The 21,337-nt window shown below is 37.8% G+C and carries 22 protein-coding genes and 1 riboswitch; of the genes, 3 read left to right on the plus strand and 19 right to left on the minus strand.

Going from position 1 to position 21,337, the window contains the following annotated elements; genetic code table 11:
- Window positions 1–138: 138 nt before the first annotated feature.
- The 10 genes from EsVE80_RS07670 to purC form a co-directional block, all read right to left on the minus strand.
- Window positions 139–1,053 carry an aldo/keto reductase gene (locus tag EsVE80_RS07670; RefSeq protein ID WP_173103195.1) on the minus strand — a complete coding sequence of 305 codons (915 nt, stop codon included), beginning with the start codon at window positions 1,051–1,053 and terminating at the stop codon, window positions 139–141.
- 136 nt (window positions 1,054–1,189) lie between these two features.
- Window positions 1,190–2,443, minus strand: a complete 1,254-nt coding sequence (gene purD, locus EsVE80_RS07675) for a phosphoribosylamine--glycine ligase (protein ID WP_173103196.1) — start codon at window positions 2,441–2,443, stop codon at window positions 1,190–1,192.
- Between the two features lie 14 nt (window positions 2,444–2,457).
- Complete coding sequence (gene purH, locus EsVE80_RS07680) at window positions 2,458–3,999, minus strand: bifunctional phosphoribosylaminoimidazolecarboxamide formyltransferase/IMP cyclohydrolase (protein ID WP_173103197.1); 1,542 nt, start codon at window positions 3,997–3,999, stop codon at window positions 2,458–2,460.
- 59 nt (window positions 4,000–4,058) lie between these two features.
- Complete coding sequence (gene purN / locus EsVE80_RS07685) at window positions 4,059–4,637, minus strand: phosphoribosylglycinamide formyltransferase (protein ID WP_173103198.1); 579 nt, start codon at window positions 4,635–4,637, stop codon at window positions 4,059–4,061.
- Window positions 4,634–5,689 (minus strand): phosphoribosylformylglycinamidine cyclo-ligase, encoded by a 1,056-nt coding sequence (gene purM, locus EsVE80_RS07690; protein WP_173103199.1) that lies wholly within the window; start codon window positions 5,687–5,689, stop codon window positions 4,634–4,636. Before purM ends, purN begins: the two co-directional genes overlap by 4 nt.
- Before the next feature lie 18 nt (window positions 5,690–5,707).
- Window positions 5,708–7,147: an amidophosphoribosyltransferase gene (purF, locus tag EsVE80_RS07695; protein ID WP_173103200.1), complete on the minus strand. Its 1,440-nt coding sequence runs from the start codon at window positions 7,145–7,147 to the stop codon at window positions 5,708–5,710.
- Window positions 7,132–9,354, minus strand: coding sequence for a phosphoribosylformylglycinamidine synthase subunit PurL (gene purL / locus EsVE80_RS07700; protein WP_173103201.1), 2,223 nt, complete (start codon window positions 9,352–9,354; stop codon window positions 7,132–7,134). Before purL ends, purF begins: the two co-directional genes overlap by 16 nt.
- Window positions 9,354–10,031, minus strand: coding sequence for a phosphoribosylformylglycinamidine synthase subunit PurQ (gene purQ / locus EsVE80_RS07705; RefSeq protein ID WP_173103202.1), 678 nt, complete (start codon window positions 10,029–10,031; stop codon window positions 9,354–9,356). The genes purL and purQ overlap by 1 nt, the downstream gene beginning before the upstream one ends.
- Window position 10,032: 1 nt before the next feature.
- Complete coding sequence (gene purS / locus EsVE80_RS07710) at window positions 10,033–10,287, minus strand: phosphoribosylformylglycinamidine synthase subunit PurS (protein WP_173103203.1); 255 nt, start codon at window positions 10,285–10,287, stop codon at window positions 10,033–10,035.
- Between the two features lies 1 nt (window position 10,288).
- Window positions 10,289–11,017, minus strand: a complete 729-nt coding sequence (purC, locus tag EsVE80_RS07715) for a phosphoribosylaminoimidazolesuccinocarboxamide synthase (protein ID WP_173103204.1) — start codon at window positions 11,015–11,017, stop codon at window positions 10,289–10,291.
- A gap of 299 nt (window positions 11,018–11,316) precedes the next feature.
- Between purC and EsVE80_RS07720 the strand changes: the two genes are divergently transcribed.
- Window positions 11,317–11,697 carry a hypothetical protein gene (locus tag EsVE80_RS07720; protein WP_173103205.1) on the plus strand — a complete coding sequence of 127 codons (381 nt, stop codon included), beginning with the start codon at window positions 11,317–11,319 and terminating at the stop codon, window positions 11,695–11,697.
- Between the two features lie 72 nt (window positions 11,698–11,769).
- Here EsVE80_RS07720 and purB read toward each other — a convergent pair whose 3' ends face one another.
- The 5 genes from purB to EsVE80_RS07745 all read right to left on the minus strand — a co-directional run bounded on the left by purB (window position 11,770) and on the right by EsVE80_RS07745 (window position 16,779).
- Window positions 11,770–13,065: an adenylosuccinate lyase gene (gene purB / locus EsVE80_RS07725; RefSeq protein ID WP_173103206.1), complete on the minus strand. Its 1,296-nt coding sequence runs from the start codon at window positions 13,063–13,065 to the stop codon at window positions 11,770–11,772.
- Between the two features lie 54 nt (window positions 13,066–13,119).
- Window positions 13,120–14,250 carry a 5-(carboxyamino)imidazole ribonucleotide synthase gene (gene purK / locus EsVE80_RS07730; RefSeq protein ID WP_173103207.1) on the minus strand — a complete coding sequence of 377 codons (1,131 nt, stop codon included), beginning with the start codon at window positions 14,248–14,250 and terminating at the stop codon, window positions 13,120–13,122.
- Window positions 14,234–14,722 carry a 5-(carboxyamino)imidazole ribonucleotide mutase gene (purE, locus tag EsVE80_RS07735; RefSeq protein ID WP_173103208.1) on the minus strand — a complete coding sequence of 163 codons (489 nt, stop codon included), beginning with the start codon at window positions 14,720–14,722 and terminating at the stop codon, window positions 14,234–14,236. Before purE ends, purK begins: the two co-directional genes overlap by 17 nt.
- 158 nt (window positions 14,723–14,880) lie before the next feature.
- A complete protein-coding gene (locus EsVE80_RS07740; protein ID WP_173103209.1) occupies window positions 14,881–16,197 on the minus strand; it encodes a nucleobase:cation symporter-2 family protein in 1,317 nt (438 codons plus the stop codon).
- A complete protein-coding gene (locus tag EsVE80_RS07745; RefSeq protein WP_173103210.1) occupies window positions 16,198–16,779 on the minus strand; it encodes a xanthine phosphoribosyltransferase in 582 nt (193 codons plus the stop codon).
- 88 nt (window positions 16,780–16,867) lie between these two features.
- A riboswitch (purine riboswitch) is annotated at window positions 16,868–16,965 on the minus strand.
- Window positions 16,966–17,192: 227 nt separating this feature from the next.
- On the opposite strand from EsVE80_RS07745, the gene EsVE80_RS07750 reads away from it, so the two are divergent.
- A complete protein-coding gene (locus tag EsVE80_RS07750; protein ID WP_173103211.1) occupies window positions 17,193–17,468 on the plus strand; it encodes a hypothetical protein in 276 nt (91 codons plus the stop codon).
- 151 nt (window positions 17,469–17,619) lie between these two features.
- On the opposite strand, the gene EsVE80_RS07755 is transcribed toward EsVE80_RS07750, so the two are convergent.
- From EsVE80_RS07755 to EsVE80_RS07770, 4 genes are read right to left on the minus strand one after another with little or no spacing between them, the layout of a single operon-like run.
- Window positions 17,620–18,300, minus strand: coding sequence for a beta/alpha barrel domain-containing protein (locus EsVE80_RS07755; RefSeq protein ID WP_173103212.1), 681 nt, complete (start codon window positions 18,298–18,300; stop codon window positions 17,620–17,622).
- A 29-nt stretch (window positions 18,301–18,329) separates the two neighbouring features.
- Window positions 18,330–18,947 (minus strand): glycoside hydrolase family 73 protein, encoded by a 618-nt coding sequence (locus EsVE80_RS07760; RefSeq protein ID WP_173103213.1) that lies wholly within the window; start codon window positions 18,945–18,947, stop codon window positions 18,330–18,332.
- Window positions 18,937–19,734, minus strand: coding sequence for a M15 family metallopeptidase (locus EsVE80_RS07765; RefSeq protein WP_173103214.1), 798 nt, complete (start codon window positions 19,732–19,734; stop codon window positions 18,937–18,939). The genes EsVE80_RS07760 and EsVE80_RS07765 overlap by 11 nt, the downstream gene beginning before the upstream one ends.
- Window positions 19,735–19,758: 24 nt before the next feature.
- The gene (locus EsVE80_RS07770) at window positions 19,759–20,271 is read right to left on the minus strand and encodes a hypothetical protein (RefSeq protein WP_173103215.1); all 513 of its coding nucleotides are present in this window, start codon (window positions 20,269–20,271) and stop codon (window positions 19,759–19,761) included.
- Between the two features lie 114 nt (window positions 20,272–20,385).
- Between EsVE80_RS07770 and EsVE80_RS07775 the strand changes: the two genes are divergently transcribed.
- Window positions 20,386–21,333, plus strand: a complete 948-nt coding sequence (locus tag EsVE80_RS07775; RefSeq protein ID WP_173103216.1) for a Gfo/Idh/MocA family protein — start codon at window positions 20,386–20,388, stop codon at window positions 21,331–21,333.
- The last annotated feature ends 4 nt before the right edge of the window (window positions 21,334–21,337 follow it).

Below are 21,337 nucleotides of genomic sequence, written 5' to 3' on the forward strand. Positions count from 1 at the left end.
CGCCCTATGTAATTTAGCCTATCTCATTTAGAAATGCAATAAAAAAATCGTAAATATTTTCTTAAAACACAAAAATCGTTCGGAAATTCCGAACGATCATTATTTTTCCACTAATTATTATCAGAAACTATAATAAATTTAAGGTAAATCATTCCCTGCGGCTAAATAAATGCTATACCAATCTTCTTTGGACAACACCACATCACTAGCTTTAGCAATTTCTTCAATTCGCTGTACATTCATCGTACCAATAATCACCTGCATATTAGCTGGATGCCGTAAAATCCACGCTGAAGCAATGCCCGTTGGTGTAGTATGATACTTTTCTGCCATTTCTTCTAATTTTTTGTTCAATTCAGGAAATTTCTCATTTCCAATAAAGACTCCTTCAAAAAAGCCGTATTGATAAGGCGACCATGCTTGAATTGTCATGTCATTCAAACGTGAGAATTCCAAAATACCATCGTCATGATCTACACTGCGAGAATCCGTCATATTTACGTGAAGACCAAAATCTATCATTCCTGTGTGCATAATCCCAAATTGTAATTGATTGGCTACTAAAGGTTGGCGTACATATTTTTGAAGTAATTCAATCTGCCGAGAATACTGATTGCTAACGCCAAAATATTTTACTTTTCCTTCTGATTCTAATTGATCAAAAGCCGCTGCCACTTCTTCTGGCTCCATCAACGTGTCTGGACGATGCAATAAAAGAGCATCTAAATAGTCGACATTTAATCGTTTCAAACTTTTTTCCACGCAAGTGATAATATGTTCTTTCGAAAAATCAAACATCTTACCTGGAACAATGCCACACTTACTTTGAATAAACATATCTTCTCTTTTATAGTCCGTTTTAGCAAATGCTTCTGCAAAAATTTCTTCACATTTGCCTTGCCCGTAAATATCTGCATGATCAAAAAAGTTGATACCATTTTCCACGGCTGCTTGAATTACCGCTACTGGATCTTTTGCTTCTGTAATTCGCATACAACCCAAGACAACACTAGAGACGCCCAACTCATTTGGTCCAAAATTAACTTGTTTCATCTTGTAACCTCCATATTTTTAAAAAATAATTCCAAAAAATGTTTCCCACTAAATTTTAACATAGCACAGCGTAAACGCTAACAATTTCTTTTTAAAAAAAACAATCTTGAAAGATTGTTTTTTAGGAAGGAAAAAATTAATTCAGTGCTTTGGCTCCAATATCTTTACGATAAAACATCTGCGGTAAATCCATTTCACCTAAAGCTTGGTACACCTCATCACGTGCAGTTTTCAAATTTTCAGCTTCTGCTGCTACTAAAAAAATTCTACCACCATTCGCAACCAATTTCCCCGCTTTTTCTGTTGCTCCAGCAAAATACAATACTGTATTTTTTGTAGTTGTTTGTGGCAATAACATGTCTTTTTGATACTCTTTTGGGTACCCCTGTGCTGCAACGACAACCCCAAACGCTGCATTGTCATGCCACGTTACCGCAGGTTTTTTGCCTGCTAAAATATTTGTCACAATATCGGCTAAACTGGATTTTAGGCGAGGCAAAACAACTTGTGTTTCAGGATCACCAAAGCGCGCATTAAATTCAATCACTTTTACCCCATTTTTTGTGGCAATTAAACCAGCATATAAGATTCCAGTAAAAGGCGTACCATTTTTTACCATGCCACTAGCCGCTGGTTCTAAAATTTCTTTCACTGCCTTTTGCACCACTTCATCACTAATTTGTGGCACTGGCGAATATGCCCCCATGCCACCAGTATTAGGACCTGTATCCCCATCATAGGCGCGTTTGTGATCTTGGGCAATGACCATCGGATAAACTTCCTCATCTTTTACAAATGCCAGTAGCGAAAATTCTTCTCCTGCTAAAAATTCTTCAACAACCACTTTAGCACCACTGGGACCAAAACGATTTTCTTCTAACATATCTTCCAGAGCGCCTAAAGCTTCTGCCATTGTTTCAGCGACCACTACCCCTTTTCCTGCAGCTAAACCGTCTGCTTTAATCACAATTGGTACTCCCTTAGCTTCAACGTAAGCTGCGGCTTCTTTATAATCAGAAAAAGTTTTATAATCTGCCGTCGGAATGTGATTATTCACCATAATTTGTTTAGCAAAATCTTTAGAGCTTTCAATTTGCGCTGCTTTTTGATTTGGGCCAAAAATTAATAATCCTGCTTTTTGAAAGTCATCAACAATCCCTCTTTGTAGCGGTGCTTCAGGACCAACAAAAGTCCACGTAATATTTTCCTTTTTAGCAAATGCGATCAAGTTTTCGTGATCTTCTTCTGCAATTGGAACGGTCATTATCCCGTCTTGTTTCATGCCAGGATTCCCCGGCGCACAAAAAACCGTTTCAACTTTTTCATCTGCTAATAATTTTTTAGCAATGGCATGTTCACGACCACCACCACCAATTATAAATAATCTCATTTTACTACCCTCTCTTAGTGACGGAAATGACGAACACCAGTAAAGATCATTGTCATACCGTATTTATCTGCCATATCTATTGATTCTTGATCGCGAATACTTCCACCAGGTTGCACAATGGCTTGAATATTATGCTGCGCTGCAAATTCTACGGAGTCTCCCATTGGAAAATACGCATCACTGGCTAGAACTGCCCCATCCATTTTCCCTGCGTTTTCCGCTTGTGCAATTGCAATTTTAACTGAACCAACGCGATTCATCTGGCCTGCGCCAATCCCAACCGTTTGGTGTTCATTAGCTAAAACTATTGCATTTGATTTTACATGCTTGACAGCTTTCCAAGCAAAAGCTAAGGCATTCAACTCTTGTGTTGTCGGTTGCCGCTTTGTCACTACCTTCCAATCCGTAACGTCTTCTTTTATCACATCTTGATCTTGTAACAGTAAGCCACCCAAAACGGAAACTTTTTCTGGTAATTCAGCTTTATTTGTAGCACTGAAGTTTAAAGTTAATAGCCGGATATTTTTCTTACTGCTTAACAAAGTTAAAGCTTCGGCAGTAAAACTTGGAGCGATGATGATTTCTAAGAATAATTTGTGCATTTTTTCTGCTGTTGACAAATCTACTTCCCGATTTAAGACAATAATACCGCCAAAGATTGAAACAGGATCTGCATCGTAGGCAAAGTCATAAGCTTTTGAAATTGTAGTGGCTGAACCTATTCCACAAGGATTCATATGTTTTAGTGCCACAACTGTCGGCTCAGTAAATTCTCTTGCAATCCGAATCGCTGCATCGGCGTCTTTGATATTGTTATAAGACAGCTCTTTTCCATGAAGTTGTTTGGCTTGTGCAATGGAATAGCTTACTGGTAACGCATCGGCATAAAAAGAGGCTTCTTGATGGGCATTTTCACCATACCGCAAGTCTTGCTTTAAGTCATAAGTTAACGTTAATTTTTCTGGCTCCTGTTCGCCCACTAACGTTGTCATGAAATCGGCAATTAATGCATCATAAGCTGCTGTATGACGAAAGGCTTTCGCTGCTAATTTTTGCCGTATTGAAACAGTCGTTTGGCCATTTTCATTAATTTCAGCTAAAATCGCTGCATAGTCGAGAGGATCTACTACCACAGTTACAAACTCATGATTTTTAGCCGCCGAGCGTAACATGCTCGGTCCGCCAATATCAATATTTTCAATTGCCTCTTTTGTCGTGACATCCTTTTTTAAAATAGTTTCTTTGAATGGGTATAAATTGACTACAACCAAATCAATTGGCTGAATATCATGTGCTGTCATCGCTTTGAGATGCTCGGTGTTATCACGACGACTCAACAGCCCTCCGTGAATAAGCGGATGGAGTGTTTTAACTCGTCCATCCATCATTTCGGGAAAGTGCGTCACTTCTTCAATTCCAACTGTCACAATTCCAGCTTCAGTAAGAACTTTTTGGGTACCGCCAGTTGAAATGATTTCCCAGCCAGCTTTATACAAACCTTTTGCTAATTCTACGACACCAGTTTTATCTGAAACGCTGATTAAAGCTCTTTTCATTTCATAAACTCCTCTGATTTGTTTTTTGTTACATTCACATTATTAAGACATTCCGCATTTCAGTGTCTGTCTTGTTTTTCCAGCACAATTTCCTTTAAGACAGCTGGATACAATTGATGTTCAGCTTGATGAATTTTAGTTTCCAAACTGGTCAAATCATCATCTGTTGTGATTAAAACAGGAACTTGAGCAATTATTGGGCCAGTATCTACTCCATCATCAATGTAATGAACCGTTACGCCAGTTACTTTTACACCATAGTCATAAGCATCTTTAATTCCATGGAGGCCAGGAAAAGCAGGCAGCAAGGACGGATGGATATTAATAATTTTTTTGGGAAAAGCGGCAAGCAATTGCGGACCGATAATGCGCATATAACCAGCTAAAACCACTAAGTCGATCTTTTCTTGCTGGAGTAATTCTAACAAAGATTTTTCATACATTTTCTTATCAGAAAAATCTTGCGGGCTAAACTGATATGTTGCAACGCCAACTTTTTTGGCTCGTTCCAAAACAAAGGCATTTTTTTTGTCACTAAAAACCAAAGCAATTTCCACTGATAATTTTTCTTTTTGAAAAAAATCAACTATAGCAGCAAAATTGCTTCCATTACCAGAGGCTAATACTGCGATTCTCATTTTTCCCCCTCATTACTTATTGTAATTAAAGGTGCATCTGGCTTAGCGACAACAACTTGGCCAATTTCGTAACAAGGTTCATCTAATTCAGCTAAAATTGCTTTAACCTGCGCCACTTTGTCAGGACTTAGCGCCAAAACCATCCCAATTCCCATATTAAAAATTTCAAACATTTCATCATGATCGATTTGACCATACTCTTGCATAACATCAAAAATTGGTAAAACTGGCCAAGTACCTTCTGTAATTTCAGCAGCAACATTCATCGGTAGCATACGCGGAATATTTTCCACAAAACCACCACCAGTAATATGTGCAATACCATTAACCAAATTTTCTTTTATTAGTGGTAGTAAAGCATTTACATAAATTTTTGTTGGCGTTAAAAGAGACTCTCCTAACGTTTTATCACCTAACATAGGAATTTTTTCTGATCCACTTAATTTTTGCTCTGTAAAGAAAATTTTTCGAACTAAGGAAAAGCCGTTTGAATGAATCCCTGATGCGGGTAAACCGATTAAAATATCTCCAACCTTAATATTTTCTCCGGTTATCAATTGACTTTTCTCGGCCACGCCGACAGCAAAGCCTGCTAAGTCATATTCATCTGCGGCATACATTCCTGGCATTTCAGCTGTTTCACCGCCAATCAAAGCAGCACCAGCTTGCAAACATCCCGCTGCAACGCCTGCGACTACTTGTTCTAAGCGTTCAGGATCGTTTTTACCTGTCGCTAAGTAATCTAAAAAGTACAATGGCTCGGCCCCTTGTGCAACAATATCATTAACACACATTGCCACACAGTCAATCCCAATTGTGTCATGTTTATTTTCTTTAAAAGCCACCATTAATTTGGTACCAACACCATCAGTTCCAGAAATTAAAACAGGTTCTTTTATATTTAGGCCGCTTAAATCAAAGCAACCGCCAAAACCACCTAACGCTCCCATCACACCTAATCGTTCCGTTTTCTTCACATGTTTTTTAATTCGCTCTACTACCTCATATCCGGCATTGACATCCACACCGGCTTTTGCATATGCATTGGCCACTTTTTTCGCTCCTTTTATTTAGAAAAATGAAGTTTGTTCTTTTAATGAAGCCTGATATTTTTCTTCGTAATCGTATAATGGTGTAGGATAATCCCCATTGAAATACGCCATACATAATCCACCATAAGGGGCATCAAAATCTAGTCCGATAGCATCAATCAACCCTTCTTCACTTAAATAACTCAATGAATCAGCCCCAATAACTTGGCGAATTTCTTCTACTGAATGATTTGCCGCAATTAGTTCTTTGCGCGTTTGAATATCGATGCCATAAAAACAAGGATATTTTAAAGGGGGAGACGCAATTCTAACGTGAACTTCTTTAGCACCTGCCTCTTTCAATAAGTCCACAATCCGCCGACTGGTAGTCCCTCTTACAATGGAGTCGTCTACCATAATTACCTTTTTACCCGCTACTACTCCGCGCACTGCCGATAATTTCATCCGCACACCTTGTTCTCTTAATTCTTGGGTTGGTTGAATAAAAGTGCGAGCTACGTATTGATTTTTTACCAAACCTAATTCATAAGGAATACCAGAAGCTTCTGCATATCCACTTGCAGCAGAAAGTGAGGAATTGGGCACTCCGATAACCATGTCTGCGTTGACTGGTGCCTCTGTAGCTAAAATTCTTCCCATATTTTTTCGCGCAGTATGGACATTCACCCCTGCGATATTGGAGTCTGGTCGAGCAAAATAAACATATTCCATCGAACAAATTGCATGTTGGGTTTCTTTAGTAAAATGTTCAATTGTAATCCCTTCATCATTAATGATGATAATTTCACCTGGTTGCACGTCACGAACAAACGCTGCACCACTTACTTCTAGCGCACAAGTTTCAGAAGCCACAACATAGGCGCCATTTTTCATCTTTCCAATTGCTAAAGGGCGAAAACCATTTGCATCAAGCGCTGCAATCATGCAGTCTTCTCGCATTAAAATATAAGCGAAACCACCTTTAACCTGATTTAAAGCATCTTTTAATTGATTTAACCACGTGTCTTTTTTGCTCTTTCGAATCAAATGCATTAGAATTTCCGTATCAGAATTGGAATGAAAAATAGCGCCCTCACGTTCTAGTTGTGTACGTAAACTGCATGCATTGGTTAAATTACCGTTATGAGCGAGACCGACAGAACAGTCGTAAAACTTAAATAAGAAAGGTTGGATATTATCCACACTACCATTACCAGCAGTTGCATATCTCACATGCCCGATTGCTGCGTTACCTTTTAATTGCGCCAATTGCCTGTCATCTTTAAAAACTTCAGATAACAAGCCTAATTCACGGTAACCATATAATTTTCCTCCATCGTTTGAAACAATTCCCGCTCCTTCTTGGCCGCGATGTTGTAAACTATGGAGACCAAAATAAGTGACACGCGCAGCGTCTGGGTGACCCCAGACGCCAAAAATGCCACATTCTTCATTTAAACTTTTTACTTCATAAGACATGGAATTGCTTCCTCCCAAAGTTCTTTGGCAGTGTGCGTTGCAACTGCAATGGTGCCGTCATTTGCATTCATTCTAATTTGACCATCATCTGTAACTTCACCAATCAAAAGAGCTCTATCTCTTGCTAGCATTTCGAAATCTTTTTGTGCTGTTCTTTTCACAGATAAAACAAAGCGAGATTGAGTTTCAGAAAATAGGTTTTCTTTAGGCAGTGAAACATCCACTGAAATACCCAAATCGTTTTTGAATGCACATTCAGCTATAGCAACAGCTAACCCACCTTCCGCGCAATCATGAGCACTCGCAACAAGATTTGCTTGAATAGCATTTAACACTAAATCTTGATTTGCTTTTTCAGTTGCGAGATCAAAGTTCATAAGTTTACCTTCGATTAACCCTTTTTGCATTTTCTGAATTTCTGAGCCGTTGAAATCAGCAAAAGTCTCACCGATAAGATAAATTAAGTCACCAGCCGCCTTAAAATCTTGCGTAGTAATATTTTTAATATCAGAAATTAGACCCACCATTCCAATCATGGGTGTTGGGTAAATGGCTTTGCCGTTGGTTTCGTTGTATAAGGAAACATTACCAGAAATAACTGGTGTATCTAATGTGCGACACGCTTCACTAATACCGTCAGCAGAAGTCCACAATTCCCAGAAGCCTTCAGGTTTATCTGGTGAACCATAATTCAAGCAATCAGTAACCGCTAGTGGTTTTCCACCACTGGCTACAATATTTCGGGCTGCTTCTGCAACAGCAATTTGACCACCAATTTCTGGATTCAAATACAGATAGCGAGCATTACAATCTGTCGTCATTGCCAAAGCTTTTCTTGTTCCTCGTACACGTAAAACTGCTGCATCACTGCCTGGAGCTACTACGGTATTCGTACGAACCAATGAATCATAAGTTTCGTATATCATTTTTTTAGAAGCTATTGTTGGTTGTTGTAAAAGTTGTAAAAGAGTAGCAGTAGCGTCTTTTACTTCTGGTACAAAATCTGACATTTTTGCAAATTCTTGTATTCTTGCAGGCTCTGTATAAGCTTTGTGATAGGTGGGTGCATCTTCTGCTAACGCATCGACCGGTAAATTTGCTACTTCAACACCTCGGTGATACAAACGATACAAACCGTCATCTGTTACTTCACCAATAGTGACTGCATCTAACTCGTATTTCGCAAAAAGTTCTTCAACTTCTTTTTCACAGCCTTGTTGCACACAAATCAACATTCTTTCTTGAGATTCAGACAACATCATTTCATAAGGAGTCATGCCAGTTTCCCGTTGTGGCACGTCATCTAAGTATAGTTTTAAACCTGAACCGGCTTTTGAAGCCATTTCTGAACTAGAAGACACTAAGCCAGCCGCACCCATATCTTGAATTCCAATTAAAATATCTTGATGTTCTAAAATCAGCTCCAAGCACGCCTCTAACAATAGTTTTTCCATAAATGGATCGCCTACTTGAACTGCTGAACGTTGTTGTTCTTCACCTTCAACAAATTCTTCAGAGGCAAATGTTGCCCCGTGAATTCCGTCACGCCCCGTTTTGGCCCCGACATACATAATGGTATTTCCTACGCCTTTTGCTTGACCTTTTTGAATATCTTTGTGCTCAATTAATCCAACACACATGGCATTCACCAAAGGATTCCCTTCATAACAAGGATCAAAAGCGACTTCACCGCCAACGGTGGGAATACCAATACAATTACCATAACCTGAAATTCCAGCTACAACTTCTTCTAATAAATACTTAGTGCGTGGGTTATCCAACTCTCCAAAGCGTAAGGAATCTAAAACCGCAATTGGACGCGCACCCATACTAAAAATATCGCGAATAATTCCACCGACTCCCGTAGCCGCTCCTTCATAAGGTTCAACTGCAGAAGGATGATTGTGACTTTCTGCTTTAAATACAACCGCTTGTCCATCGCCAATATCAACAATCCCAGCCCCTTCACCAGGACCTTGCAAAACTTGCGGCCCGCTGGTGGGAAATTTACGTAAAACAGGTTTTGAGTTTTTATAAGAGCAATGTTCACTCCACATTACAGAAAAAAGACCAGTTTCGGTATAATTTGGTAATCGTCCTAAAATATCTTCCGAAATTAACCGATATTCTTCATCGGTTAAGCCCCACTGTGCATAAATTTTACGCTCTTTGATTTCTTGTGGTGTTGGTTCACTTATTTTCATCATTATTTAACTGACACCTTTCCGAAATTTTTCAAAATTGAAGCAAAAAAACGCCGACCATCAGTGGAACCTAATATCTCTTCCATTGCACGTTCTGGATGAGGCATCATTCCTAGCACATTGCCTGCTTCATTGCAAATACCAGCGATATTTCCCACACTGCCATTGATATCTTCTTCATACGTAAAGACAATTTGATTATTCGCTTTTAATTGCGCTAATGTTTTTTCATCACAGATATAATTTCCTTCGCCATGCGCCACAGGAATTTGAATCACTTCTTCATTTTCGTATTCAGAAGTAAATTTTGTTTGATTATTGACTACTTTCAATGGTGTCGTTTTACAAATAAAGTGTAACGATTTGTTACGGATTAGAGCCCCAGGTAACAAACCAGCCTCTGTTAAAACTTGAAAGCCATTACAAGTACCAAATACTGGTTTTCCTGCTTCAGCAAAACGTTTTACTTCTGCCATAATTGGTGAAAAACGAGCAATCGCACCACAACGCAGATAATCACCGTATGAAAATCCCCCCGGTAATAATACACCATCAAAACCTACTAAAGAAGTTACATCATGACGAACATATTCAGCCTGTGCACCCATCACATCTTTAATCGCCCAAAGCAGATCCATATCGCAGTTAGAGCCGGGAAATACAATTACGGCGAATTTCATATTACACTTCCTCCATTGCAGTAATTTCATAATGATAGGTTTCCATATTCACATTAGCAAGTAACTTATCACAAATATTTTCAATCATTTCTTCAACTGGACGCTCATTTTCAGCGATTTTAATTTCAAAATATTTTCCAATACGAATTTCTTCAATTTCTTCATAACCCATTCTGTGAACAGCGCCTTTAACCGCTTCTCCTTGAGGATCTAAAACCGATTCTTTATACGTTACATAAACTTTTACGAAATACATGTTATTGCGCCTCCACTAAAAATTGATTTTCTAAACGATTTAAAACTTCTTCATACACAGGAACTAAATCTCCTAAATCACGTCGGTAGATATCTTTATCTAAATGTTTATCGGTTGCCAAATCCCAAAGTCGACAAGTATCTGGTGAAATCTCGTCTGCCAAGAGGAGCTGACCAGACTTGGTACGCCCAATTTCAATTTTAAAATCAATTAATTTAATACCAATTTGGGTAAAAATTCGTTGTAACGCCACGTTTATTTCCCGGGCTAAATATTTAATATCGTTAATTTCTTTACCAGTAGCTAGTTTTAACAACTTTACATGATCATCATTAATGAAAGGATCATCTAGTTTATCTTCTTTGTAATAAAATTCAACTACCGGAAAACAAAGAGGAGTTCCTTCTGTAACTTGTAATCGTTTTGAAAAACTACCTGCGGCAACGTTCCGAACAACGACTTCCAATGGAATTATCTCTACACACTCTACTAATTGTTCGGTTTTTGATATTTTACTAATAAAATGCGAAGGAATTCCTTCGCTTTTTAGTTGTTGAAAAATTAAGCTAGTAATTTGATTATTTAAAGCACCTTTGCCAACTACTTGATCTTTTTTTGCTCCATTTAGAGCGGTTGCTTGATCAAGATATTCTACCCAAAAAACGGTTGGATTATCTGTTGTATAAAGCTTTTTTGCTTTTCCGGCATAGCATAAATCTTTCTTTTGCATTTCGCACCTCGTTTTATTGATATTAAATTGGTTACCGCTTAGAATGTTCGTGTTTAACTTGTGCTTATTTTAACAACTACGAAAACGTGGGTCAATATTTATATTGATAATAACTGCTAAAAGTTTATATATTGTTCGTGTTTATTTGTTTTGAAATTATTATTTGTTGTGCCAATGACAACTATTCTCTATTAGTAACGTCCTTTCAATGTGAACTCTAATGAAGCGTTTACAGTTAATAAAAAAAGTGTTATAGTACTTTTAGACTTATTGATCGGAATATTTTGGGGGGCCTATGCATGGAAGAAAGTCAACTGGTTGTGAACTTTTTGGATTCTCTTGCACCTGAGGAAAAACGTCGATTGTTTAACGACTTATTGGCAGTGGAAGAAGTTTATCAAATTAATAAAAATACTTCGTTTTACACTTTTCGTAAAGTAAAACAAGCATCAAAACGTCATGTTGACTGCCGCAAACGAATTTTTCGTTATCAAAACAGTCATAATGAAGAATTAATTATTGAACAGATTCATGAGCAACGTTTTTTTAAAAACCACTATACATTTAAAGTATTTTTCAATTTAGAGGAGCACAATTTTTCACTTATTGAAAACATACTTACTGTTTTGCGTGATGAAAGACTGCGTCATTATACTCAGCCTAAAGTAGCGTTTGGCTAAAGAACTGACGAATTTTCAAGATCTTTTAAATAAAAAAATGACGAACTCACTGATAGTGAGTTCGTCATTTTTTTATTCTAAACCTACACGTTTAAATATTACATCTACATTTTTAAGATGATAATGATAGTCAAATGCGTCATCCAAGTCTTCTTTACTCAAAATAGAAGTAATTTTGCTATCTTCTTCCAATAATGGTCTAAAAGCCGTTTGATGATCCCAAGCAAAGGCTGTTTTTGGTTGCACTAAATCATAAGCTTCCTCGCGGGTCATTCCTTTATCGATTAATTGCAACATTACCCGTTGACTAAAGATTAACCCAAAAGTAGCATCCATGTTTCGTTTCATATTTTCCGGAAAGACAGTCAAATTTTTAACGATATTGCCAAAACGATTGAGCATGTAGTTCAATAAAATAGTCGTATCAGGTACAATAATTCGCTCTGCTGAAGAGTGAGAAATATCTCGTTCATGCCACAACGGGACATTTTCATAAGCAGTTAACATATGACCCCGAATTACACGGGCTAAGCCACACATATTTTCTGAACCAATCGGGTTACGCTTATGGGGCATAGCAGACGAACCTTTTTGACCTTTAGCAAAAAACTCTTCCACTTCTCTCGTTTCGGATTTTTGCAAACCACGAATTTCAGTGGCAAATCGCTCGATGCTCGTTGCAATTAATCCCATCGCTGCAAAGTACTCCGCATGCAAATCACGAGGTAATACTTGTGTAGAGATTTCTTGAGGGCGAATTCCCAAATGTTCACAGACATATTCTTCAATAAAAGGTGGAATATTAGCAAATGTCCCTACTGCACCGGAAATTTTTCCCGCTTCAACCGCTTTAGCGGCATGTTCAAAGCGTTCAATATTGCGCTTCATTTCCGAATACCATGTAGCCAGTTTTAAGCCAAAAGTAGTTGGCTCAGCGTGTACCCCGTGTGTCCGACCCATACAGACAGTATTTTTATGCTCTAGGGCCTTCTTGCCAATAATTTCTAAAAAATTTTGTAAGTCTTTACGCAAAATATCATTTGCCTGTTTTAATAGGTAACCGTAAGCTGTGTCTACTACATCCGTGCTAGTTAAGCCATAATGAACCCACTTACGTTCTTCACCCAGACTTTCTGAGACTGCCCGAGTAAAGGCAACGACATCGTGGCGTGTTTGTTCTTCAATTTCTAAAATTCGGGGAATATCAAATGTTGCACGTTCCCGAATTTTTTTAACATCTGCCTTTGGAATTTCACCTAATTCAGCCCAAGCCTCGTCAGCCAAAATTTCAACTTCTAACCAAGCTTTATAACGATTTTCATCTGTCCAAATTGCACCCATCTCTGGGCGTGTATAACGTTCTAACATGCCATAGCTCCTCGCTTATTTATATTTTTATAAAATTATAAAGGCACTTGAAGTTCAATCCCAAATATTGGTTTGGTAGATCTCCTCTAATGTTCCATAAATATCTTTTGTTGTAATCGTAATATGTCCCATTTTACGCCCGGATTTCGCTTGTGCTTTTCCATAATAATGAAATTGCCAATTTGGTTTTCTGGCAATCAAATCATATGTTTCCAATAACTCGTCACCTAAGATATTGACCATCACAGCATCACTTAATAAACTTACTTCTCCTAGTGGCCAACCACAAATTCCTCTTATATGGGCATCAAATTGGCTTTGGCTACATGCTTCAATGGAATAATGCCCAGAATTATGGGGACGAGGTGCTAATTCATTCACATAGATACTACCCGTTTTTGTTAAAAACATTTCAATCGCTAAAACACCATGTAAATCTAATGCTTTTGCTATTACTTTTGCAATTCTTTGTGCTTCTTGTGAAACTTCTGGTGCAACCCGTGCCGGTGCAATCGTTTCATGTAAAATATTATTGCGATGAATATTTTCTACTACTGGAAACACCATAAATTCGCCGCTGCCATTTCCTGCAACCATCACTGAAATCTCTTTTTCAAAAGGAATCCATGCTTCCAATTCACAAGTACCTGAACGCAATAAGTTCATGGAGGGCGCTAAATCTGCCGTACTATACAAAACGTATTGACCTTTCCCATCATATCCTCCTCGCGTCGTTTTCAATACGCAAGGGTAACCAATACTATCAATAGCATCTTGAATATCGGTGGGACTAATAATCGTCTCATAGGGAGCGATAACAATGTTATTTTCCTCCAAGAATGCCTTTTCCATTAAACGGTCTTGCGTAATTGCTAAAAGATCTGTTCCTTGCGGGACATTTGCACTAAAAATAATAGTATTTAAAGCATCTACACTCACATTTTCAAACTCATAGGTAATTACATCACACCGCCGCGCCATTTCTTCTAAAGCAAAAACATCGTCATAAGCCGCTACAATATGCCAATCAGCCACTTGGGCAGTCGGACAATCTTCTGAAGGATCTAAGACACCGACGCGAAAACCCATTTTTTTAGCACTAAGAGTCATCATGCGTCCCAATTGTCCCCCACCAACGATACCAATTACAGATCCTGGTAATAAAGGCTTAACCAAGTTGATCACTACTTTCCATCACAATCTCACGCATTTTTTCTCGCTTATCAGCTAATTTTTGCGCTATGTCTAAATCATACATGGAAAGCATCTGTGCTGCAAGTAGTCCAGCGTTCGTTGCCCCAGCTTGTCCAATAGCAGTAGTTGCCACAGGTACTCCTGCGGGCATTTGTACTATTGAAAGTAAAGAATCTAATCCGTTTAATGTTCGTGATTTAACGGGAACACCGATTACTGGTAAAGTTGTTTTGGCCGCCACCATTCCAGGTAAATGGGCTGCCCCACCTGCACCTGCAATTATTACTTTTATGCCATTATCCCGTGCATTTTCTGCAAAATCAAACATTACATCTGGGGTTCTGTGAGCTGAGATAACTTGCTTTGTATAGCGTATTTCCAATTCATCTAGTTGTTTAACCGCGTACTTCATAGTATCCCAATCAGATATGCTTCCCATAATTATTGCAACTTCTGGTTTCATGATTTGCTCCTTTATCGTAAACTTTGCTTTATTGTAACAAGGAAACTTGCACGTGTAAATGATTACTCGAATATTAAAATCATTTTATATATTTTCGTTCGTTTTTTATCGAAATAAAAAAATGCAAATGACATAAATTTCTGTCATTTGCACAAAATTTATTTTGTTTCACGCACAATCTCCGTAAAACTAACTTCTTGATGATCTTTTAAACCATTAAATACCAGATTCAAAATAATTGCAGTTAAACTACTCATGACAATTCCATTACCCGTAAACATTTGGATAGTTTCAGGTAATTGACTAAAAAGTTGCGGCATTAAGTTAAACCCTAAGCCAAAGCTAAGTGAAACCGCGATAATCAATAAATTCTTGTCATTATTAAAATCAACTTTCGCCAACATCTTCATTCCTTGCACAGCAACCATGCCGAACATGACTAACATCCCCCCACCTAAAACTGGTTCGGGAATAATTTGAGCAATAGCGCCAATTTTAGGAAATAACCCTAAAATAATTAAGAAAATAGCTGAAAAATAAATTGGCTTTTTCGTTTTAATACCAGATAATTGTACCAAGCCGACATTTTGTGAAAAACCGGTATAAGGAAAAGTGTTAAAAATACCACCTAAAATAACTGCCAAACCTTCTGCGCGATAACCACGTTTTAGATCATCTTCTGTGATTGCTTGGCCTGTAATATCCCCTAGAGCAAAATAAACTCCTGTTGATTCTACCATACTCACAATTGAGATAATAATCATGAGTAAAATAGACCAAATATCAAACGTTGGTTTGCCAAAATAAAAAGGTTGGGGTATATGAAATACTGGAGCATGACCAATAGCTGCAAAATCAACTAATCCCATCACATACGCTAGTAATGTTCCGCCCACAAGACCAACCAAAACTGAAATGGAGCGCAAGAATCCTTTAGCGAAAACTTGAACACCAATAATTAATAAAATAGTCACAAAAGCTAAAATCAATTGATTAAGATTCCCAAAATTCGGCGCAGCAGTATCGCCGCCACCCATTTTTGTAATCGCAACTGGGATTAAAGTTAAACCAATTACGGTAATAACGGTTCCCGTCACAAGAGACGGAAATAATTTTTTGATTTTTGAAAAGAATCCCGCCACTAAAACTACAAAAATTCCTGAGGCAATAATAGAACCATAAATAGCGCCTACACCTGATTTACTCCCAATTAAAATCAATGGCGCCACAGCCTGAATAGCACAACCTAAAACTACAGGCAAACCAATGCCAAAAAATTTTGTGACAGTTAACTGCAAAAGCGTCGCAATTCCACACATGAAAATATCAATTGAAATTAAATACGTCATTTGTGTTTCGTTAAAACCTAATCCTGTTCCGATTAAAAGTGGCACCGCCACGGCACCGGCATACATTGCAAGTAAGTGCTGCAACCCTAATATAGCTGCTTTTCCGTTTTGTGTCTGCTTATCCAATTAAGCATCCTCCTCGATAAATTCAACTTCACCTGCTTTTAATGACGCAATTCGCGCTAAGGAGACAACTTTGATTCCCATATTTTCTAAAAGTTCGCGGCCATCTTGAAATGATTTTTCAATCACGATGCCGATTCCTTCAACATGAGCACCAGCTTGTTGACAAAGTTCAATCAAGCCTTTCGCTGCCTGCCCATTTGCTAAAAAGTCATCGATTAACAATACATTGTCGTCTTCAGTCAAGAATTTTTTTGAAATCGAAACAGTACTCGTGACTTGTTTGGTAAAGGAATAAACTTGCGCTGTCAAAAGTTCTTCATTCATCGTTAAACTTTTAGACTTACGGGCAAAAACTAAAGGAACCCCTAATTTTTGTGCCGTATAAAGCGCTGGAGCGATGCCTGAAGCTTCAATCGTAACGACTTTGGTGATATTGGCTGCTCTAAAGACATCAGCAAAAACTTTGCCAATAGCCTCCATTAAAACGGGATCAACTTGGTGGGTTACAAAACTGTCCACCTTTAAAACTCCGTCACCTAATACACGTCCGTCCTCTTTGATTCTTGCTACTAATTCTTTCATAATTACACTGCTCCTTCTTAATTTTTCATCTTTACTGCCAAACTAACAAAAAAAGACGCTTTTTGCCAGTCTAAGCAAAAAAAGCGCCTTACGCACGTTTTTTGCTTATAGTCCAGTATTTACGGTACTGGGTAGAGACTGTCGACCAGATTACGACGATATATAAGCAGGTATGTATCTTACTGCGCTAAGCGCAATAAATTATGTAATGGAGTATAACACCTTCATTGAAAACTGGCAACAAATTTTCTTGAAAGAATGATAAATTTTATCAGATTTTTTCATTGTCTCTCCGCAGCTTCTAAATAACAAACACAGAAATATTTTGATTACACCTTTGCCATTCTAAGCTAGAAACTTTACTATAAAATTGTGTTATAGTATTTTTAATAATTTATTCGTGGGGGAACAACATGCAAGCAAAAGAATTTGTGACCATTTTGGCAACTATGCCAAAAAAAGAAGTTTATCAAGGTCTTTACATAAATGAGGCCGCTGTCACAACTTTAAAAGTGGATCAAGCAGGAGATTTTGTTTTTATTGCCGAAAAAAATAAAGCCCCGCTACCAATCAAAGATTTGCTTATTGCATTAATGACAAATAAAAGTCGTGAACTTTATTATTGGCAAGATAACGACAAACAAAAAATTTACGGAATAAAAGAAAAAGAAGCAAAAATTATTTTGTAAAGCTCCATGATTCAAATGAATTGATATATCCTAAAAAAGCACGACTAGTTAATGAATAGCTGGATAAATCAAAAAAAGCCAGCAAAAACTTGGTAACTTTTAAGCTTTAACTGGCTTTTTTTGAATATTTTATAAGACATACACCAATTACTTAGTCTTTTTTATCAATTTCCATTTGACGGTAATGCTCCATTTTCCTACTAAACAATTCTCCGTTAGAAGGCGGTGTATGGGTAATCGCATTTGCGCCTGCTTCAATTGTTTCTAAAATACTTTCTTCAGTCGGACCACCAGTAGCAATAATGGGTAAGTCAGGATAGTTTTCACGGAAATAACGAACAGTTTTTGCTGTATCTTTACCGGCACTAATATTAATAATTTTAACACCTACGGCCAATTTTTCGTCAATTGGTGTCAATTTAGAGGTTACCGTACTCACCACTGGAATATCCACCACACGACAAACCATTTGAACTGTATCCACCGAAGTTGGTGCATTTAAAACAACACCGATTGAACCTTGTGCCTCAGCAAACATGGACATATAAGTTGAGCGCTCTCCTTGTGTTAAGCCTCCACCAACACCAGAGAAAACGGGAATATCCGCAGCTTCAATAATAGATTTAGTAATTGCTGGGTGTGGGGTAAAAGGATAGACAGCAATTACTGCATCTGCATCCGTATTGCGAATAATAGCAATATCCGTGGTAAAGATAATAGAACGTATTCTACGCCCAAAAATTTGTATCCCGGTTGCTTCTCGAATAATTTTTGGTACCCGCACAATATCTTTACGTAATTCAGTCGAAATTTTTGGCATCTTTTGTTCCATGAAAACACGCCTCCTTTTAGTGGGATAATTTAATCATATTGCATTAAATTATATTCTTCTATCATACTTATAATTTTATCAGCATATTGTGGATCTGTCGCATATCCCGCCTCTTGCAGGGCGTTTGCTGCTACTTTATAATTTTTAGCTAATAAAACCGGCTCATACTTTTGCGGGTCCCAATTGACGCCATTTACAAATAACATCGTATGATCATCCATTGACGCCTCCCACGAATCATAAACTTTAAACTCACCTTTGATCGTAATATATTGTTCATTTACAAATTCTTGCGTATCTAACGCAACTTTAGGGACGTTCCCATAAGCTTTAATCCCAAATAAGTTTTTATATTCACTGGCTAACTGACTTTGGCCAAAATTCGACTCTAAAGCCGCTTGTCCTAAAATGATACTTGGTAAAACACCATAACCTTTTTGAAGTTCTTTGGCGTGTGGAACTAATTTTTCAATAAATTCTTTGCGATTTAATTCCTCATTTGTCACGCCTGCGACTTGTGTCGTTTCCACTGGTTGGCTTAACTGTCGAATGGAGAACACAAAAGCTGCCAAAATAAGTAAAAACCCAGCTAAAATTGCAGGAAAGCTGGCTTTTTTACGTCTACTATACTTTCTTTTAATGCTCATAACCCTCCCACTTTTCTAACTGGTCAAGATATTCTTCTAGTGTCAAATTGTGCTTGGAAATATATTCGGCACTTTCAACTCCAACGTAACGCAAGTGCCAAGGTTCATATGTTATTTTCGTGATAGCTTCTTTACCTTCTGGATAACGAACAATAAAACCGAACCGACGAGCATTTTTTTGTAACCATTGTGCACCAGGTTGCTTACTATAGCTTTCATCCAATACCATATTAGGATTTGAGGCCAACCAATTTTCATCTACGACGTCCACAGCGAGACCGGTATGATGTTCGCTGTATCCGGGTTCAGTCATGGTTAATTTAGCTTTTTCTGTTGCAGCTTCTTTGGTAAGTTGATCTTGACTTTCCAATAGGCTAACACGTTCATTAAAAACTTGTTCTTGATAGGATACAGAACGAAATGCCGACACCAAGTGGAGATTAATTTTAGCCGCTTTTGCTGCAGCAGTTAATTCTTCATAACTTTTCACAATACGTTTATCCACAATATGTCCGTCTGGTAAAGTTGTCAATTGATTTTCTGATACTTCTGTTGCAATTTTATGATCTGGACTGACCAATACGAGCTTCCAGTCATCACTTTTAATTTCTGGTAACTCTTTTGGTCGTGTGACAGAAGATGTCGTGGTTTCTTCTTTAGTGGAAACAGCTGTAGCTGTGGGTTCCACCGTAGGATTTGTATCATTTTGTTGATAGTGATTAAAAAAAACAAAGAAAGTGGCAGCAGCTACGACCAAAACCGCTCCTGCTCCGATTATTTTATTCAAAAGTTTAAAACGCTCCTTTAACAACTACTGATTGTAAGTTTCTTCCAAATTTTCGTTAACCCAAGCTAACAACCCAACTTTTTCTTGTTGCAACTGTTGTTGGATTTGTGCTGGAAGACGAAAACTTAAGATATCATCAAAACCCCATTCATCATACGTAATAAAGACACGTAAATCAAGTAACTGCTTATTATCCTTTTCCTTAGAATGAGAGACGACTTCAACATCAGCTAATTTTTTTTGTAACCAACTTTGGGCAATTTTAGTTTTTAAGCGGCGATACTCGCTAACTGCCTGCGTTCTTTTTTCGGGAAAAATAATGGTCTGTCGTATGATTTTTTGCACTAACATCCATTCGTAATCACTAAAAAGATTTTTAATTTTTTGATTTTGCTCAGGAGATAATGTTCCACTAGCGCTCTTCCACTGCTCCCAAGTGTGCGCATCAATGTTTAATACATTTTGATAAAATGTTGTTTCTTTGGCGTATTGTTCTTTAATTGTCTGTAATAAAATTGCGATATATACTTCGTGCATATGAATCCTCCTCTTGTTTATTTTACTTAAATTAATTGGATAAGATAGTTGTAGCTTCCGAACTTTCCTATTTTTTAAAAGATTGCTAAACTAAAAGCAAAGGAGCTGATTTTGATGAAAAACTATAAATGGGGCATTGCCGGCACTGGCGGCATTGCTCACGAATTTGCTGAAAATTTTACCGGTAAACAAAGTACACTTGCTGCTGTTTCTTCACGTAAAAAGGAAACCGCTGAGGAGTTCGCCGCAAAATATCAAATTGAAAATAGTTATGCCACCTATGAAGATATGCTGGCAAGCGATATTGATATTGTCTATATCGCTGTACCAAATGTTGCGCACTATACTTATATTGAAAAAGCTTTAATAGCTGGCAAACACGTTCTGTGCGAAAAGGCAATCACTATGAATTTAGCTGAGTTAGATAGTGTTATGAAAATTGCAACAGAAAAAAACTTAGTATTACAAGAAGCGATGACCATTTTTAACATGCCGTTATACGACGAGTTGACTCGTTTAATTGATCAAAACAAACTTGGTAAGTTGAAAATGATCCAAGCTCCTTTTGGTAGTTACAAAGAACCTGATCCTACAAACCGTTTCTTTAATCCAGACTTAGCAGGTGGTGCCTTGCTCGATATTGGTACCTATGCCGTTTCATTTGCCCGTTACTTTTTATCAAGTACACCAGAGATTATCGCTACTACTATGGTCCCTTTTGAAACCGGCGTAGATGAACAATCCGTAACTATTTTGCGCACGAAAGAAAATGAGCTTGCGACAGTCAGTTTATCTTTTCAAGCTAAAATGCCTAAAATCGGAATCGTGGCCTTTGAAAATGGTTATTTGGAAATTAGTGATTATCCTCGTGCCGATAAAGCTACTTTGACCTATACTGACGGTAGCAAAGAGACAATCATTAGCGGAACAAGTGCGAATGCCTTTGGTTATGAAATTGACAATTTCGTTGCAACAATTGAGGGCAAGCCCAATAGGTCTCTTTTTCTCACCCATGCTGTTATTGGTATCTTGGATCAAATGCAAAAAGAATGGGCACAGTAACGAT

This window comes from Enterococcus saigonensis, from assembly GCF_011397115.1.
GTDB classification, from domain to species: Bacteria; Bacillota; Bacilli; order Lactobacillales; family Enterococcaceae; genus Enterococcus_C; species Enterococcus_C saigonensis.

Bases quoted from the DNA above. Each gene is read 5' to 3' on its own strand.
- purH (WP_173103197.1), bottom strand. From the start codon at position 3,999: ATGAAAAGAGCTTTAATCAGCGTTTCAGATAAAACTGGTGTCGTAGAA.
- EsVE80_RS07670 (WP_173103195.1), bottom strand. From the start codon at position 1,053: ATGAAACAAGTTAATTTTGGACCAAATGAGTTGGGCGTCTCTAGTGTT.
- purS (WP_173103203.1), bottom strand. From the start codon at position 10,287: ATGTATTTCGTAAAAGTTTATGTAACGTATAAAGAATCGGTTTTAGAT.
- EsVE80_RS07775 (WP_173103216.1), top strand. From the start codon at position 20,386: ATGAAAAACTATAAATGGGGCATTGCCGGCACTGGCGGCATTGCTCAC.
- purD (WP_173103196.1), bottom strand. From the start codon at position 2,443: ATGAGATTATTTATAATTGGTGGTGGTGGTCGTGAACATGCCATTGCT.
- purC (WP_173103204.1), bottom strand. From the start codon at position 11,017: ATGCAAAAGAAAGATTTATGCTATGCCGGAAAAGCAAAAAAGCTTTAT.
- purL (WP_173103201.1), bottom strand. From the start codon at position 9,354: ATGATGAAAATAAGTGAACCAACACCACAAGAAATCAAAGAGCGTAAA.
- purN (WP_173103198.1), bottom strand. From the start codon at position 4,637: ATGAGAATCGCAGTATTAGCCTCTGGTAATGGAAGCAATTTTGCTGCT.
- EsVE80_RS07760 (WP_173103213.1), bottom strand. From the start codon at position 18,947: ATGAGCATTAAAAGAAAGTATAGTAGACGTAAAAAAGCCAGCTTTCCT.
- EsVE80_RS07770 (WP_173103215.1), bottom strand. From the start codon at position 20,271: ATGCACGAAGTATATATCGCAATTTTATTACAGACAATTAAAGAACAA.
- EsVE80_RS07755 (WP_173103212.1), bottom strand. From the start codon at position 18,300: ATGGAACAAAAGATGCCAAAAATTTCGACTGAATTACGTAAAGATATT.
- purQ (WP_173103202.1), bottom strand. From the start codon at position 10,031: ATGAAATTCGCCGTAATTGTATTTCCCGGCTCTAACTGCGATATGGAT.
- purB (WP_173103206.1), bottom strand. From the start codon at position 13,065: ATGTTAGAACGTTATACACGCCCAGAGATGGGTGCAATTTGGACAGAT.
- purF (WP_173103200.1), bottom strand. From the start codon at position 7,147: ATGTCTTATGAAGTAAAAAGTTTAAATGAAGAATGTGGCATTTTTGGC.
- purE (WP_173103208.1), bottom strand. From the start codon at position 14,722: ATGAAACCAGAAGTTGCAATAATTATGGGAAGCATATCTGATTGGGAT.
- EsVE80_RS07750 (WP_173103211.1), top strand. From the start codon at position 17,193: ATGCAAGCAAAAGAATTTGTGACCATTTTGGCAACTATGCCAAAAAAA.
- EsVE80_RS07745 (WP_173103210.1), bottom strand. From the start codon at position 16,779: ATGAAAGAATTAGTAGCAAGAATCAAAGAGGACGGACGTGTATTAGGT.
- EsVE80_RS07720 (WP_173103205.1), top strand. From the start codon at position 11,317: ATGGAAGAAAGTCAACTGGTTGTGAACTTTTTGGATTCTCTTGCACCT.